Source organism: Pseudomonas sp. BN505 (genome assembly GCF_029873175.1).
In the GTDB taxonomy this organism is placed as follows: domain Bacteria; phylum Pseudomonadota; class Gammaproteobacteria; order Pseudomonadales; family Pseudomonadaceae; genus Aquipseudomonas; species Aquipseudomonas putida.
Genome location: NZ_SSOI01000067.1, coordinates 251,590 through 266,589 on the forward strand (window position 1 = coordinate 251,590; position 15,000 = coordinate 266,589).

At 63.2% G+C, this 15,000-nt stretch carries 13 protein-coding genes; 8 read left to right on the forward strand and 5 right to left on the reverse strand.

All coding sequences use genetic code 11. The annotated features are described in order from the left end of the window. Positions 1–44 precede the first annotated feature (44 nt). Positions 45–1,475 (reverse strand): PLP-dependent aminotransferase family protein, encoded by a 1,431-nt coding sequence (locus E8E78_RS23630; protein WP_162465303.1) that lies wholly within the window; start codon positions 1,473–1,475, stop codon positions 45–47. Positions 1,476–1,653: 178 nt separating this feature from the next. Here E8E78_RS23630 and E8E78_RS23635 point away from each other — a divergent pair, with 178 nt between their 5' ends. Continuing rightward, positions 1,654–1,884 carry a DUF1127 domain-containing protein gene (locus tag E8E78_RS23635; protein WP_016502218.1) on the forward strand — a complete coding sequence of 77 codons (231 nt, stop codon included), beginning with the start codon at positions 1,654–1,656 and terminating at the stop codon, positions 1,882–1,884. A gap of 42 nt (positions 1,885–1,926) precedes the next feature. Here the strand turns inward: E8E78_RS23635 and E8E78_RS23640 are convergent, their stop codons facing one another. After that, a complete protein-coding gene (locus tag E8E78_RS23640; protein WP_061204038.1) occupies positions 1,927–3,219 on the reverse strand; it encodes an FAD-binding oxidoreductase in 1,293 nt (430 codons plus the stop codon). Positions 3,220–3,427: 208 nt separating this feature from the next. Between E8E78_RS23640 and E8E78_RS23645 the strand changes: the two genes are divergently transcribed. Continuing rightward, the gene (locus tag E8E78_RS23645; protein WP_016502216.1) at positions 3,428–3,781 is read left to right on the forward strand and encodes a YkgJ family cysteine cluster protein; all 354 of its coding nucleotides are present in this window, start codon (positions 3,428–3,430) and stop codon (positions 3,779–3,781) included. Between the two features lie 2 nt (positions 3,782–3,783). Here the strand turns inward: E8E78_RS23645 and dadR are convergent, their stop codons facing one another. After that, positions 3,784–4,272 (reverse strand): transcriptional regulator DadR, encoded by a 489-nt coding sequence (dadR, locus tag E8E78_RS23650; protein ID WP_003258963.1) that lies wholly within the window; start codon positions 4,270–4,272, stop codon positions 3,784–3,786. Positions 4,273–4,428: 156 nt separating this feature from the next. Between dadR and dadA the strand changes: the two genes are divergently transcribed. The 5 genes from dadA (at position 4,429) to E8E78_RS23675 (ending at position 10,251) form a co-directional block, all read left to right on the forward strand. Further along, the gene (dadA, locus tag E8E78_RS23655; RefSeq protein ID WP_019472517.1) at positions 4,429–5,733 is read left to right on the forward strand and encodes a D-amino acid dehydrogenase; all 1,305 of its coding nucleotides are present in this window, start codon (positions 4,429–4,431) and stop codon (positions 5,731–5,733) included. Positions 5,734–5,877: 144 nt separating this feature from the next. Then, a complete protein-coding gene (alr, locus tag E8E78_RS23660; RefSeq protein ID WP_016502214.1) occupies positions 5,878–6,951 on the forward strand; it encodes an alanine racemase in 1,074 nt (357 codons plus the stop codon). A 109-nt stretch (positions 6,952–7,060) separates the two neighbouring features. Continuing rightward, positions 7,061–7,609 (forward strand): cupin domain-containing protein, encoded by a 549-nt coding sequence (locus E8E78_RS23665; RefSeq protein WP_016502213.1) that lies wholly within the window; start codon positions 7,061–7,063, stop codon positions 7,607–7,609. 154 nt (positions 7,610–7,763) lie between these two features. Then, the gene (locus tag E8E78_RS23670; protein WP_041168151.1) at positions 7,764–8,168 is read left to right on the forward strand and encodes a c-type cytochrome; all 405 of its coding nucleotides are present in this window, start codon (positions 7,764–7,766) and stop codon (positions 8,166–8,168) included. A gap of 226 nt (positions 8,169–8,394) precedes the next feature. Continuing rightward, positions 8,395–10,251, forward strand: coding sequence for an acetyl-CoA hydrolase/transferase C-terminal domain-containing protein (locus E8E78_RS23675; RefSeq protein ID WP_280312609.1), 1,857 nt, complete (start codon positions 8,395–8,397; stop codon positions 10,249–10,251). A gap of 123 nt (positions 10,252–10,374) precedes the next feature. On the opposite strand, the gene E8E78_RS23680 is transcribed toward E8E78_RS23675, so the two are convergent. Both E8E78_RS23680 and rep read right to left on the reverse strand, forming a co-directional pair. Then, entirely contained in the window at positions 10,375–10,947 is a 573-nt protein-coding gene (locus tag E8E78_RS23680) for a xanthine phosphoribosyltransferase (protein ID WP_003253535.1), read from the reverse strand. 64 nt (positions 10,948–11,011) lie between these two features. After that, complete coding sequence (gene rep / locus E8E78_RS23685; RefSeq protein ID WP_016502210.1) at positions 11,012–13,021, reverse strand: DNA helicase Rep; 2,010 nt, start codon at positions 13,019–13,021, stop codon at positions 11,012–11,014. Positions 13,022–13,315: 294 nt separating this feature from the next. Here rep and E8E78_RS23690 point away from each other — a divergent pair, with 294 nt between their 5' ends. Then, complete coding sequence (locus E8E78_RS23690; protein WP_016502209.1) at positions 13,316–14,983, forward strand: bifunctional diguanylate cyclase/phosphodiesterase; 1,668 nt, start codon at positions 13,316–13,318, stop codon at positions 14,981–14,983. The last annotated feature ends 17 nt before the right edge of the window (positions 14,984–15,000 follow it).

The following is a 15,000-nucleotide window of genomic DNA, read 5'->3' on the forward strand; positions in this document are numbered from 1 at the left end:
TGCAGCAAGGGCTTTGAGGTTGGACCGTGGCGGGCGGCGCAAAGTTACGCGTCAGCGCTTTCTTCATCCAGTAGACGAAGGGCGGTTTCCCCTACCTTGCGCACGGCAGCCTCGATCTGCGGCGTCGGCCGCGCGGCGAAGTTCATGCGCAGGCAGTGGCGAAACTTGCCCGAGGCCGAGAAGATGCTGCCCACCGCAACTTGCACACCTTGCTCCAGTAAAGCCCGGTTCAGGCGCAGCGTATCGAAATGTTCGGGTAGTTCCACCCACAGCATGAAGCCACCTTGGGGGCGGCTGACCCGGGTGCCCGGCGGGAAGTAGCGGGTTACCCATTCGCTCATCAGGTCTCGGCCACGCTGGTATTGGCTGCGCATGCGCCGCACGTGGGGCTGGTAGTGGCCGCCGGCGATGAAGTCGGCGATGGCCAGCTGCGGCTGGCTGGCGCTGCTGCCGGTGCTGATGTACTTCATGTGCAGCACCCGCTCCAGGTAGCGCCCGGGCGCCACCCAGCCCACCCGCAGGCCGGGGGCGAGGGTCTTGGAAAACGAGCTGCAGAACAGCACGCGGCCATCGTCGTCGAACGACTTGAGCGTACGCGGGCGCGGGTAGGTGTACGCCAGGTCGCCGTACACATCGTCCTCCAGAATCGCCACGTCGTAGCGCTGGGCCAGGCTCAGCAGGGCCTTCTTGCGGGCCTCGGGCATGATGTAGCCGAGCGGGTTGTTGCAGCTGGGGGTGATCTGGATGAGCTTGATCGGCCACTGTTCCAGCGCCAGTTCCAACGCCTCCAGGCTGATGCCGGTCACCGGGTCGGTGGGAATTTCCAGCGCCTTCATGCCCAGGCCCTTCAGGGTTTGCATGGCACCGTGGAAGCTGGGCGAGTCGACCGCGACGATGTCGCCTGGCTCGCAGACCGCACGAATGCTGCACGACAGCGCCTCGTGGCAACCGGTGGTCACGACCAGGTCGGCCGGGCTCAGGCGGCAACCGGAGTCGAGCATCAGCCGCGCCACCTGCTCACGCAGGGCCAGGTTGCCGTGGATGTTGTCGTAATACAGGCCAGGCATGTCCTGGCGCCGGCTCAACTGAGCCAGGCTACGCAACAGCGGCTTGAGGGTAGGGCTGTTGATGTCGGGCATGCCACGGCCGAGCTGGACCACATCCTGGCGCGGCGTGCTGCGGATCAGCTCCAGCACTTGCTCCCACTGCGAGATATCCACCGGGCGCTGGGCCGGGCGGCTGACGGCGGGCAGGGCGGGCAAAAGGCGGTGGTCGCTGACGAAATAACCGGATTTGGGCCTGGGCGAGACCATGCCGCCGTCTTCCAACAGGCGATAGGCCTGCTGCACGGTGCTCAGGCTTACCCCGTGTTCCACACTAAGGGCGCGCACCGATGGCAGGCGCTGGCCGGGGCGATACAGGCCTTGCTCGATACGGGCGCCGAGCAGTTCGGCCAGGTTCAGGTAGAGGGTCACGGCATACTCCTGCGCTGCATTGGCATAGCGACCGGTACAGTTGGGCTGAAAATACAGCATTCAGTCGGCCGACGGCCAATTCTGTATGGGAATAATAAGGCTGTATTGGATCTGTATTGTCGATGGTGCCGACGCGCATCCTGTCTCCACGGTATCAACTGAACGAGAGGGTGCGGTGATGGGCGGCATGAGCGATGTGCGCTTGCAACTGATGGCCAGGGAACTGGAAGCCGGGCAGCAGGCCAAGGTATTCAACGCGCCGGAAGGGCTTGGACGTTGGGGGCTGATGCTGCATCGCTGGCACACCCGTAGGGCGCTGCTGCAGCTGACGGATGACGAGTTGCGTGATGTCGGGCTGAGCTGGGAGCAGGCCCGTACCGAAGGGCGTAAACCCTTCTGGAAAGACTAACAACGAGACGCAAGGCCGGTCCTACACCGACCGCGTCAGTTTTCAGATCAGCTCTTTGAGCCTGTGCCACAGCATGCCCAGCGCCAATAGCGGCGAGCGCAGGTGCTTGCCGCCGGGGAAGGTGATATGCGGCACTTTGGCGAACAGATCGAAACGCCCGCTTTCCTGGCCACTGATGGCCTCGCCCAGCAGGCGCGCGGCCAGGTGGGTGGCGTTGAGCCCATGGCCTGAGTAGGCCTGGGCGTAATACACGTTCTGCTGGCTGGCGAGGCGGCCAACCTGCGGCAGGCGGTTGGCGCCAATGCCGATCATGCCGCCCCACTGGTAGTCGATACGCACGTCGGCCAGCTGCGGGAACACCTTGAGCATCTTCGGGCGCATGTAGGCGGCGATGTCTTTCGGGTCGTGGCCTGAATAGTGGCAGGCACCGCCGAACAGCAGGCGGTGGTCGGCGGACAGGCGGTAGTAATCCAGCGCCACGCGCTGGTCACATACCGCCATGTTCTGTGGCAGCAACGTGCGGGCGCGCTCTTCGCCGAGCGGTTCGGTGGCGATGATGTAGCTGCCGGCCGGTAGCACCTTGCCGCCCAGCTCGCGGTTGAGGCCATTGAGGTAGGCGTTGCAGCACAGCACCAAGGTCTTGGCGCGTACCCGGCCCTGGGCGGTATGCACCTGCACTTCGGGGCCGTAGTCGATGCGGTTAACCTCGGACTGCTCGAACAGCTTTATGCCCAGGCTGCTGGCCACGGCCGCTTCACCCAAGGCCAGGTTGAGCGGGTGCAGGTGGCCGGAGCCCATGTCGATCAGCCCGCCCACATAGCAGTCGGCGCCGACCACGCTGTGGATATCGTCCTTGCCGACCAGCCGCAGCTCATGCGCGTAGCCCAGGCTGCGCAGTTCTTCGGCTTCTTCGGCAAAGCCCAGCAGCTCGGCCGGCTTGTTGGCCAGGTCGCAGTAGCCCCAGGTCAGGTCGCAGGCGATGGCATGCTTCTCGACCCGCTCGCGGACGATCTGCACGGCCTCCAGGCCCATCAGCTTCATGCTGCGCACGCCTTCCTCGCCTATTACCGGCAGAAACTGTTCCAGGCCGTGGCCGACGCCGCGGATCAACTGCCCGCCATTGCGCCCGCTGGCGCCCCAGCCCAGTTTGCGCGCTTCCAGCAGGATGACCGACAGGCCGCGTTCGGCCAGTTCGATGGCAGTGTTCAGGCCCGAGTAGCCGCCGCCGACGATGCATACATCGGCGCTGTGCTCGCCCTGCAGGAAGGAGTAGTCAGGGTGTGGCGCGCTGCTGGCGGCGTAGTAGGAGGCGGCATGCTGCGCGCTGTGGATCATGGGGTTGGTCCTGAGGCTGGTGGGCTAGGGGAGGAGGATAAGTCGGGGTGGGGTAGTGGGCAACAAGGCGAGGGCTGCGCCCTCGTTCGCGGGCTCGCCCGCTCCCACAGGTACTCTACAATCTTGAGACCTGCGAGTTACCTGTGGGAGCGGGCAAGCCCGCGAATGGGCTTATAATCCAACTTTTCCATCAGCTTTGTACTTGGTCATGTCCTGCAACCGCCACAAGATCCACTTCCTGCGCGAACTCATTCCCTCGTTCGAGTGCGAGCCCGGCTGCCACGACTGCTGTGGCCCGGTCACTACGTCGACAGAAGAAATGGCCCGCCTGCCGCGCAAGTCCCAGGCCGAGCAGGCAGCTGCCCTGGAGCGCCTGGACTGTGTGCACCTGGGCCCCAACGGTTGTACGGTGTATGAAGAGCGCCCGATGATCTGCCGCCTGTTTGGCACCACGCCACGCATGGCCTGCCCGCGTGGCCGTGGCCCTGAGCCGATGATCGAGCCCGCAGCCGAGCAACTCGTGCACCAGTTCATCGCCACAACCCGGCAGGTGCTGGTCTAGCCTCAGTCCGGGATCGGCAGGCAGAGGCTTTCCTTCACCTCTTCCATCACGATGTAGCTCTTCGATTCGCGCACGTGCGGCAGCTTCAGCAAGATGTCGCCAAGCAGCTTGCGGTACGACGCCATCTCCGAAATGCGCGCCTTCACCAGGTAGTCGAAGTCACCTGACACCAGGTGGCATTCCAGCACGTGGGGCAGCTTCAAGACCGCGCGGCGGAACTCCTCGAAGGTGTCGCCCGACTTGTAGTCCAGGCTGATTTCCACGAACACCAGCAGGCTGCCCTTGAGGTGCTGCGGGTTCAGACGGGCGTTGTAGCCCATGATGATGCCCTCGCGCTCCAGGCGGCGAACCCGCTCGGTGCAAGGGGTGGTGGACAGCCCAACTTTCTCGCCCAGTTCGGTGAAGGAAATACGCCCGTCATTCTGCAGGATCCGCAGGATGTTACGGTCGATCTTGTCCAGTTCACGCTTGCTCTGGTGCTGGGTTCTCATAGGGGATGCCCCTCCGTGAAAGGCGATTTTGCCGAGAATTCTCGCCAATAATAGGCTTTTATATAGTGAATTGCACTGGTCTCAAATTCCTATACTGCGCCCATTCATGCCATATCAATAAAAGTCTGCGGCGTGCCGCGTGTGAGGGATATAACGATGCGAGTTCTGGTACTTGGTAGCGGTGTAATCGGAACCGCCAGTGCCTACTACCTGGCCCGGCAAGGTTTCGAAGTGACGGTGGTCGACCGCCAGCCGGCGGTGGCCATGGAAACCAGTTTTGCCAACGCCGGCCAGATCTCGCCCGGCTATGCCTCGCCCTGGGCCGCCCCAGGCGTGCCGCTGAAGGCCATCAAGTGGCTGCTGGAGCGCCACGCTCCCCTGGCCATCAAGCTCACCGGCGACGTCGACCAGTACCTGTGGATGGCACAGATGCTGCGCAACTGCACCGCCAGCCGTTACGCGGTGAACAAGGAGCGCATGGTGCGCCTGTCCGAGTACAGCCGCGACTGCCTGGACGAACTGCGCGCCGAAACCGGCATTGCCTACGAAAGCCGCTCTTTGGGTACCACCCAGCTGTTCCGCACCCAGGCCCAGGTGGATGCCGCGGCCAAGGATATTGCCGTGCTCGAGCAGTCCGGCGTGCCTTACGAACTGCTGGACCGCGAGGGTATTGCCCGCGTCGAACCCGCCCTGGCTGGCGTGAAGGACATTCTGGCCGGCGCCCTGCGCCTGCCTAACGACCAGACCGGCGACTGCCAGATGTTCACCACCAAGCTCGCCGACATGGCCATCAAGCTGGGTGTGGAGTTCCGTTTTGGCCAGGACATCCAACGCCTGGACTTCGCGGGCGACCGCATCAATGGCGTGTGGATCGACGGCAAGCTGGAAACCGCCGACCGCTACGTGCTGGCGCTGGGCAGCTACTCGCCGCAGATGCTCAAGCCGCTGGGCATCAAGGCGCCGGTGTACCCGCTGAAGGGCTACTCGCTGACCGTACCGATCACCAACGGCGACATGGCCCCGACTTCGACCATTCTCGACGAGACCTACAAGGTCGCGATCACCCGTTTCGACAACCGTATCCGGGTTGGCGGCATGGCTGAAATTGCCGGTTTTGACCTGTCGCTGAACCCGCGTCGGCGCGAAACGCTGGAGATGATCGTCAACGACCTTTATCCTCGCGGTGGTGACCTGAGCCAGGCCAGTTTCTGGACCGGCCTGCGCCCGGCGACCCCGGACGGCACGCCGATCGTTGGTGCCACGGCTTTCCGCAACCTGTTCCTGAACACCGGTCACGGTACCCTGGGCTGGACCATGGCGTGCGGCTCCGGTCGCCTGCTGGCCGACCTGATTGCGCGCAAGAAACCGCAGATCAGTGCCGAAGGCCTGGACATTTCCCGTTATGGCAACAGCCGGGAAGCGACCAAGCACGGGCAGGGCGCGCCGGTTCACCAGCAGTAATAGCCCGTACCGGCCTTTTCGCGGGCTCGCCCGCTCCCACAGGTACTGCACAGTTTTCAATACCTGTGATGCTCCTGTGGGAGCGGGCGAGCCCGCGAAGAATCCAACACCGATTTCAACCCGAACCACCATAAGGCAGCCGCCATGCGTCCCGCCCGCGCCCTGATCGACCTCCAGGCCCTGCGCCACAACTACCGTCTGGCCCGTGAACTGACCGGTGCCAAAGCCCTCGCAGTGATCAAGGCCGACGCCTATGGCCACGGTGCCGTACGCTGCGCCCTGGCCCTGGAGGCCGAAGCCAACGGCTTTGCCGTGGCTTGCATCGAAGAGGCGCTGGAGTTGCGCGCCGCCGGTATCAAGGCCCCGGTGCTGTTGCTGGAAGGCTTCTTCGAAGCCAGCGAGCTGGCGCTGATTGCCGAGCACGACCTGTGGTGCGTGGTGCACTCGCTGTGGCAGCTGGAAGCCATCGAGAAAACCCAGCTGCACAAGCCGCTCACCATTTGGCTGAAGCTGGACAGCGGCATGCACCGCGTCGGCCTGCACCCCAAGGACTACCATGACGCCTACCAGCGCCTGCTGGCCAGCGGCAAGGTTTCGCGCATCGTGCTGATGAGCCACTTTGCCCGCGCTGACGAACTGGATGCCGACGCCACCGCCCAGCAGATCGCCGTGTTCGAAGCCGCCCGCCAGGGCCTGGCTGCCGAGTGCAGCCTGCGTAACTCGCCCGGCGTGCTGGGCTGGCCGCAAGCGCCCGGCGATTGGGTACGCCCAGGCCTGATGCTGTACGGCGCCACGCCGTTCGAAGTGCCCCAGGCCCAGGCCGCACGCCTGCAACCGGTGATGACCCTGCAATCGCGGGTCATCAGCGTGCGCGAGCTGCCTGCCGGCGAGCCGGTGGGCTACGGCGCCAAGTTCGTCAGCCCACGGCCAACCCGTGTTGGCGTGGTCGCCATGGGCTATGCCGATGGCTACCCACGGCAGGCGCCCAACGGCACCTCGGTGCTGGTCGCCGGCCAGCGCACCCAGCTGATCGGCCGGGTGTCGATGGACATGCTCAACATCGACCTGACCGACGTGCCGCAAGCCACCGTCGGCAGCCCGGTCGAATTGTGGGGCAAGCAGGTTCTGGCCAGCGAAGTAGCCGCGCAAGCGGGCACCATTCCCTACCAGATCTTCTGCAATCTGAAACGGGTACCTCGGGACTACATCGGCGAATGAAACGCTGAAGCGGACAGGTTGCAGGGCGGTGTGTTGTAAATACTGAACGGCATTGCCATGATATCGTTCACATCCACCCCCTTTACCACCGTTTCAGGAGGCTCCAGCTTTGGACGTCGGCGAACGACTGCAAGTCATCCGCAAGCTCAAGGGCCTGTCCCAGCGTGAACTCGCCAAGCGTGCCGGCGTGACCAATAGCACCATCTCGATGATCGAGAAGAACAGCGTGAGCCCTTCTATCAGCTCGCTGCGCAAGGTGTTGAGCGGCATTCCCATGTCCATGGTCGAGTTCTTTTCAGTCGAGCTGGAACCTGAAAGCCCCGCGCAAATCGTCTACAAGGCCCACGAGCTGATTGATATCTCGGATGGCGCGGTGACCATGAAGCTGGTCGGCAAGTCGCACCCCAACCGTGCCATCGCGTTTCTCACCGAGGTGTATCCGCCAGGTGCCGACACCGGTGCCGAGATGCTCACCCATGACGGCGAGGAAACCGGCATCCTGCTCGAAGGGCGGCTGGAGCTGGTGGTCGGCAACGAGATCTTCATCCTTGAAGAAGGCGACAGCTACTACTTCGAAAGCACCCGCCCGCACCGCTTTCGCAACCCTTTCAACCAGCCTGCGCGCCTGATCAGTGCGGCGACGCCTTCAAACTTTTGATCCAGCGCAGTGCATTGATTCGGCAATACCCCTTTCCCGTGTAGGGTCGTTTCACGGCCTCTGGGTTCCCGCTATACTTTTCAACGCTCGCCGTTCCGTGGCCGCGAGCGTGATTAGCCACCATGAGGGTGTTCGCGTGAACCAAATCAAGAAGATGCTGGCCGTACCAGCAGCCGTATTCGCCCTCTGGGCAATGAGCGCAACCGCTGCGACCAATGACGACATTGCCAAACGCCTAGAGCCGGTTGGCCAGGTGTGCGTCCAGGGCCAGGAATGCAAAGGCATGGAAGTGGCTGTTGCAGCGGGGGGAGGGGGTGCCAAGACCCCAGATGAGATCATCGCCAAGCACTGCAATGCTTGCCATGGCAGCGGCCTGCTCGGCGCGCCGAAGATTGGCGATACCGCCGCGTGGAAAGAACGCGCCGACCATCAGGGCGGCCTGGATGGCATCCTGGCCAAGGCCATTACCGGCATCAACGCCATGCCACCCAAAGGCACTTGCGCGGACTGCTCGGATGACGACCTGAAAGGGGCGATCAAGAAAATGTCCGGTCTGTAAGACACCGCTGAATCGCACGAGGCCCGCCGTTGATGGCGGGCTTTGTTTTTGTGGCGTCTGTGCTGGCCCTTTCGCGGGCAAGCCCGCTCCCACAAGCCCCCCACAGAACCTGAGGATTGTGGTTATCCTGTGGGAGCGGGCTTGCCCGCGAAAGGGCCGGTACAGGCAACCAACCCGCCAGTGCCATGTCCAACCCCTGAACCCATGGATGTCTCAGGAGGCCCCGATGCACCTCTGCTCCATCGACCAGGCTGTCGAGCAGGTCTTGTCCCGGCTGCCAACCCATATCCATATGGGCCTGCCATTGGGCCTGGGCAAGCCCAATGCCTTCGTCAACGCCCTCTACGCCCGGGTGCGTGAGCTGCCCGAACGGCGCCTGACTATCTACACCGCGCTGTCCCTCGGCCGCCCGCCATTGGGCGATGGCCTGCAGCGGCGCTTTCTCGAACCCTTCGTCGAGCGCGTCTTCGCCGACTACGAAGAGCTCGACTACCTCGCCGACCTGCGCAACGACAGCCTGCCGCCGAACATCCGCGTCGAGCAGTTTTTCATGCAGCCCGGCAGCCTGCTACACAGCGAGGCTGCCCAGCAGGATTACATCAGCAGCAACTACAGCCACGCCGCACGCGACATCAACGCCAAGGGCCTGAACCTGGTCGCGCAATTGGTGGCTGCCACACCTGAAAAGCCTGTTCACCTGAGCCTTGCCTGCAACCCCGACATCACCCTCGACCTGCTGCCGATGATCGCCAAGCGCCGCGCGGCCGGCGAGACCATACTCATGCTTGGCCAGGTGCACGCCGAACTGCCCTACATGCCCGGCGATGCGGAACTGCCCATTGATGCGTTCGACCTGCTGATCGACGAGGCCGAGCAACGTCGTCTGTTCTCCACACCGAACATGCCGGTGGGCACCCAGGACCACTGCATCGGCCTGCACGCCAGCACACTGGTACGCGATGGCGGCACCCTGCAGATCGGCATCGGTGCCATGGGCGATGCAGTCGCCGCCGCGTTGCTGGCCCGCCAGGGTGACAACGCAGGCTACCGCGCCTTGCTAGACGAGCTGGATACGGGCCCTTGGCATGCGCTGATCGAGCGCGAAGGAGGGCTGGGGACGTTTGCCCAAGGCCTGTACGGCTGCAGCGAGATGTTCGTCAATGGCCTGCTGGTACTGGCCGAAGCAGGCCTGCTGCGGCGCCCGGCCGATGACGAAGGGCCAGTGGTGCATGGCGGCTTTTTCCTTGGCCCGCAGGCGTTTTACCAGCGGTTAAGGGAGATGCCGCTCGAACAGCGCGCACGTTTTGCCATGACCCGTATCAGCTTTATCAACGAGCTGTACGGGCAGGAAGAACTCAAGCGACGCCAGCGCCGCGATGCGCGCTTCCTCAACACTGCGTTTGCCATGACCTTGCTCGGCGCCGGCGTGGCCGATCAGCTGGAAGACGGCCGCGTGCTCAGTGGCGTGGGCGGGCAGTACAACTTCGTCGCCCAGGGCCATGCGCTGGACGGCGGGCGTTCGATCCTGCTTTTGCGCAGCTGGCGCGAGGCAGGCGGGGAGGTGACCTCGAACCTGTTCTGGACCTATGGCCACTGCACCATCTCCCGGCACCTGCGCGATATCGTGGTGACCGAATACGGCATTGCCGACTTGCGTGGGCAGACAGACAGCGAGGTGATTGCGCGGTTGCTGGCGGTGAGCGATTCGCGGTTCCAGCAGGGGCTCATCGAGCAGGCAAAAGAGGCTGGCAAGCTGCCCAAGGGTTTTGAGCTGGACGCTCGCTTTACTGACAATACGCCGCAGCGGTTGGAGGCGATCAGGGCGCGGCATGCGCGGCTGTTCCCGGAGTATCCGATGGGGACGGACTTTACAGCTGAGGAGCGGGACCTGTTGCGGGCGCTGAACTGGTTGAAGAGCAAGTTCAAGCTGAGCGAGGTGCTGGAGCTGGGCAAGGCAGCGTTGGATGCGCCGGGGCCTGAGGGGTATCAAGGGCACCTGGAGCGGATGGGGCTGGACGCTCCTCAGGGATTGAAGGAAGAGCTGTATCAGCGGCTTTTGCTGGCAGGGTTGGCGGCGACCTGAAGATTGCCGGGGCTGCTTTGCAGCCCATCGCCGGCAAGCCAGCTCCCACAGGAGTTTCACAAAGGCTGAGCCTTGTGCAGTACCTGTGGGAGCTGGCTTGCCGGCGATGGGGCCGGTTCAGGCTTACTCGATGAAGCTGACCACACCGCCTTCCAGCGACTTCACCCGGGCCAGCGATTCAACGCGGTAGCCCTGGCTGTCCAGCTCGGCACGGCCGCCCTGGAACGACTTCTCGATCACGATACCCAGGCCGGCCACGGTGGCACCGGCTTGCTTGATGATCGAGATCAGCGCCTGCGACGCCTTGCCGTTGGCCAGGAAGTCGTCGATCACCAGCACGCGGTCGCTGCTGTTGAGGTGGCGTGGCGAAATGGCCACGGTGTTCTCGGTTTGCTTGGTGAAGGAGTACACCGAGGCAGTCAGCAGGTTCTCGGTCAGGGTCAGCGACTGGTGCTTGCGCGCAAAGATCACCGGTACGCCCAGCTTCAGGCCAGTCATCACGGCCGGGGCAATGCCCGAGGCTTCGATGGTGACGATCTTGGTCACGCCGGCGTCGGCGAACAAGCGGGCGAACTCGTCACCGATCAACTGCATCAGAGCAGGGTCGATCTGGTGGTTGAGAAACGCGTCGACTTTAAGAACCTGGTCGGAAAGCACGATGCCTTCTTCGCGAATCTTCTGATGCAGTGCTTCCACTTTGTTTTCCTCGATGTAGCAAAGGTGGCCGCAAATAGCGGCAAAGTTTAAGAGTAATGGTTGATCAGCGTTTGAGCATTGCCCGGATATCGGCGAGGGCGTTGTTGCCGCGTGCGGCCTTTACCTCGACCGGCGCATCGTCCAGGCCCTCCCAGGCCAGGTCGTCCGGAGGCAGTTCGTCAAGGAACCGGCTGGGCGTGCAGTCGATGATTTCACCGTACTGCTTGCGCTTGGCAGCGAAGGTGAAGGCCAGGGTCTGGCGCGCGCGGGTAATGCCCACGTAGGCCAGGCGGCGTTCCTCTTCGATGGTGTCGGCCTCGATGCTGGAGCGGTGCGGGAGGATTTCCTCTTCCATGCCCATGATGAACACGTAGGGAAATTCCAGGCCCTTGGAGGCGTGCAGGGTCATCATCTGCACACCTTCGGCGTTCTCTTCTTCTTCCTGCTGACGCTCGAGCATGTCACGCAACACCAGCTTGCCGATGGCGTCCTCGATGGTCATGTCACCCTCTTCGTCCTTCTCGAGGGTGTTTTTCAGCGCTTCGACCAGGAACCAGACGTTGCTGATCCGGAACTCCGCCGCCTTGTCGCTGGCGGTCTGCTGGCGGATCCAGTTCTCGTAGTCGATATCGCGGATCATCTCGTGCAGCGCGGCAATCGGGTCTTCCAGGGCGACCTTGTGGCGTACCCCGTCGAGCCAGTGCTTGAACCGCTGCAAACGCTCGGTGTAGCGGGCGTCCAGGTGCTCACCCAGGCCCAGCTCCTCGCTAGCGGCGTACATAGAAATGCCGCGCTCGGTGGAATAGTTGCCGAGCTTTTCCAGGGTGGTGGAGCCGATTTCCCGGCGCGGTACGTTGATTACCCGCAGGTAGGCGTTGTCATCGTCCGGGTTCACCAACAGGCGCAGATAGGCCATCAGGTCCTTTACCTCCTGGCGGCCGAAGAAGCTGTTGCCGCCCGACAGGCGATACGGCACCTGGTGGTGCTGCAGCTTCAGTTCAATCAGCTTGGCCTGGTAGTTACCGCGGTAGAGGATTGCGAAATCGCTGTACGGGCGGTTGGTGCGCAGGTGCAAGGTGAGGATTTCCATGGCCACGCGTTCGGCCTCGGCTTCCTCGTTCTTGCAGCGGATGACGCGGATCTCGTCGCCCACGCCCATCTCGCTCCACAGCTGTTTCTCGAACGCGTGCGGGTTGTTGGCGATCAACACGTTGGCACAGCGCAGGATGCGGCTGGTGGAGCGGTAGTTCTGCTCGAGCATGACGATCTTCAGGGAGGGGTAGTCCTCCTTGAGCAGCATCAGGTTTTCGGGGCGCGCACCGCGCCAGGCGTAGATCGACTGGTCGTCGTCGCCCACCACGGTGAACTGGTTGCGCATGCCGATCAGCATTTTCACCAGCAGGTACTGGCTGGCGTTGGTGTCCTGGTATTCGTCCACCAGCAGGTAGCGCACGCGGTTCTGCCAGCGCTCCAGTACCTCGGGGTGCTCCTGGAACAGTTTGACCGGCTGCAGGATCAGGTCGTCGAAGTCCACCGCGTTAAACGCCTTGAGCGTGCGCTGGTAGTGGGTGTAGACGATGGCGGCGGTCTGCTCGCGCGGGTTGCGCGCCTTTTCCAGGGCCTCGGGTGGCAGGACCAGGTCGTTCTTCCAGGCACCGATCATGTTTTTGATCTCGTCGATGCCGTCGTCGCCGGAGTATTCCTTCTGCATGATGTCCGACAGCAACGCCTTGATGTCGGACTCGTCGAAGATCGAGAAGCCTGGCTTGTAGCCCAGCTTGTCGTGCTCCTTGCGGATGATGTTCAGGCCCAGGTTGTGGAAGGTACACACCGTCAGGCCACGGCCTTCCCCCGGGCGCAGCAGGGTGGCGACCCGCTCCTTCATCTCGCGTGCGGCCTTGTTGGTGAAGGTCATCGCCACGATGTACTGGGCACGGATGCCGCAGTTCTGGATGAGGTGGGCAATCTTGCGCGTGATCACGCTGGTCTTGCCCGAACCTGCACCGGCGAGCACCAAAAGAGGGCCGCCGACGTAGTCACGGGCTTCTTGCTGCCTGGGATTGAGTCGGGACATGCTAGAAACCGGGGGTCGCCAGAAAATAGCCGCGCATTCTAACAGGCATGGGGCGGTTGTGGCGCGACCGTCTGACGTCTGAGTCAGACTTTTGTCCGCCTCATTATTAGCGCCACTAATGCTAGCAACTGAAAAAATCATATTTGCCGGCTCGTCTGGTTTCGAGCACGATGCACGACAAAATACGTCGGGATGCTACGCCCGCAAATGCATGTATAAAAGTGAAAATCATTTTCATTAATGCAGTAGCATACTGGCAGATATCGTTGCACCGTGAAGTCCTAAGGAGCCCGCTTGTCCACGCCTGTCGAACCTTTGCGTTTGCTGCTGTTGGCTGATGAGCCGCAATGGGCCGCCTTGTTGCACGCCTGCATGCCTGCCCTTAACGGCAGTGCCGTGCTGCTGACCGCGCCTGACTGGGACTCGGTCGATAGCCTGTTCAGCCATGATCGCCAGGCCGTGGTGCTGGCAACTCCGGCCTTGCAGCCGGTGCCTGGGCGCTGCGAGCTGCCAACTATTCTGCTGCTGGACCACGAGCCCGAGGTGGCGCCCAGCGCCGTCAGCGACTGGCTGGTACGCGACCAGCTCAATGCCGACACCCTGCGCCGCTCGCTGCGCCATGTGCGCGAACGCGGGGTGCTGGTGGCCACTTTGCAGCGCTTGGCCGAACAGGACCCACTGACCGGCATCGCCAACCGCCAGGGCTTCCAGGCCTTGCTGACCGCGCGCCTGGCCGAGAACGAGGGCCGTGGCATTGCCTTGGGCCACCTGGACCTGGACAACTTCCGCCACGTCAACGATGCGCTCGGCCACCAGAGCGGCGACCGCTTGATCCTGCAGGTGGTGGCGCGGCTGCAAAACCAGCTCGAAGCAGGCGACCAGCTGGCTCGCCTGGGCAGCGACGAGTTCGCCTTGCTGATCGACACCCGCCGCGACGCCAACCGTGCCGAGTGGATTGCCGAGCGCATCGTCGAGGCCCTGGCCGAACCCTACTGGATCGACGGCGAAAGCCTGCTGCTGGGTTGCAGCCTGGGCCTGGCCCATGCCCGCGCGCAGAGCGGTGCCGACCCGCTGATGTGGCATGCGCACATCGCCATGCGCCAGGCCAAGGGCAGCCAGGGCTGCACCTTCCATGTGTTCAATGAACGCATCAATCGCAACGCCCGCAGCCTTGCCGACCTGGAAAGCGAGCTGCGCCGCGCGCTGCGCCGTGACGAACTGGAGCTGCATTACCAGCCGCGGCTCGACCTGGCCGACGGGCGCATTGTCGGCCTGGAGGCGCTGGTGCGCTGGCGCCATGCCGAACGCGGGCTGTTACCGCCCAGCGAATTCGTGCCTCTGGCCGAGCAGAGCGGCCTGATCGTGCCCTTGGGCTACTGGGTCATCTCCCGTGCCTTGCGCGACATGCAGGCGCTGTGCGAGCGCGGCCTGGAGCCGCTGCACATGGCGGTCAACCTGAGTTTCCGCCAGTTCCAGGACAGCCAGCTGCTAGCCACCCTGAGTCGCCTGATCCTTGAGCATGGCGTGGACGCCCGCTGGCTGGAGTTCGAACTGACCGAAACGGCGGTGATGCGCCGCAACGAGCTGGTACGCCAGACCATGGACGCCCTCGGCCGCCTGGGCGTGCGCTTCTCGCTCGACGATTTCGGCACCGGGTTTTCTTCGTTCGTACACCTCAACAGCTTGCCGATCACTTTGCTGAAGGTGGACCGCAGTTTTGTTGCGGGAATGGAAATGCGCGAGGAAAACCGCAAGCTGGTGCACGCCATGATCAACCTGGCGCACAACCTCAACCTCGAAGTGGTGGCCGAGGGGGTGGAGAGCGAAGAGCAGCTGGCGTTGTTGCGTGGGTTTGGCTGTGACCAGGTGCAGGGCTTTTTGGTCAGCAAGCCGCTGCCGGTCGGGGAGTTGATCGATTTTTTGCTGAAGGTGCCTGGCTGTCAGTTGGATGCTGTCCTTTAGGGCCCTTTCGCGGGCAC

Bases quoted from the DNA above. Each gene is read 5' to 3' on its own strand.
- E8E78_RS23635 (WP_016502218.1), top strand. From the start codon at position 1,654: ATGGGCGGCATGAGCGATGTGCGCTTGCAACTGATGGCCAGGGAACTG.
- E8E78_RS23640 (WP_061204038.1), bottom strand. From the start codon at position 3,219: ATGATCCACAGCGCGCAGCATGCCGCCTCCTACTACGCCGCCAGCAGC.
- E8E78_RS23645 (WP_016502216.1), top strand. From the start codon at position 3,428: ATGTCCTGCAACCGCCACAAGATCCACTTCCTGCGCGAACTCATTCCC.
- dadR (WP_003258963.1), bottom strand. From the start codon at position 4,272: ATGAGAACCCAGCACCAGAGCAAGCGTGAACTGGACAAGATCGACCGT.
- dadA (WP_019472517.1), top strand. From the start codon at position 4,429: ATGCGAGTTCTGGTACTTGGTAGCGGTGTAATCGGAACCGCCAGTGCC.
- alr (WP_016502214.1), top strand. From the start codon at position 5,878: ATGCGTCCCGCCCGCGCCCTGATCGACCTCCAGGCCCTGCGCCACAAC.
- E8E78_RS23670 (WP_041168151.1), top strand. From the start codon at position 7,764: ATGCTGGCCGTACCAGCAGCCGTATTCGCCCTCTGGGCAATGAGCGCA.
- E8E78_RS23675 (WP_280312609.1), top strand. From the start codon at position 8,395: ATGCACCTCTGCTCCATCGACCAGGCTGTCGAGCAGGTCTTGTCCCGG.
- rep (WP_016502210.1), bottom strand. From the start codon at position 13,021: ATGTCCCGACTCAATCCCAGGCAGCAAGAAGCCCGTGACTACGTCGGC.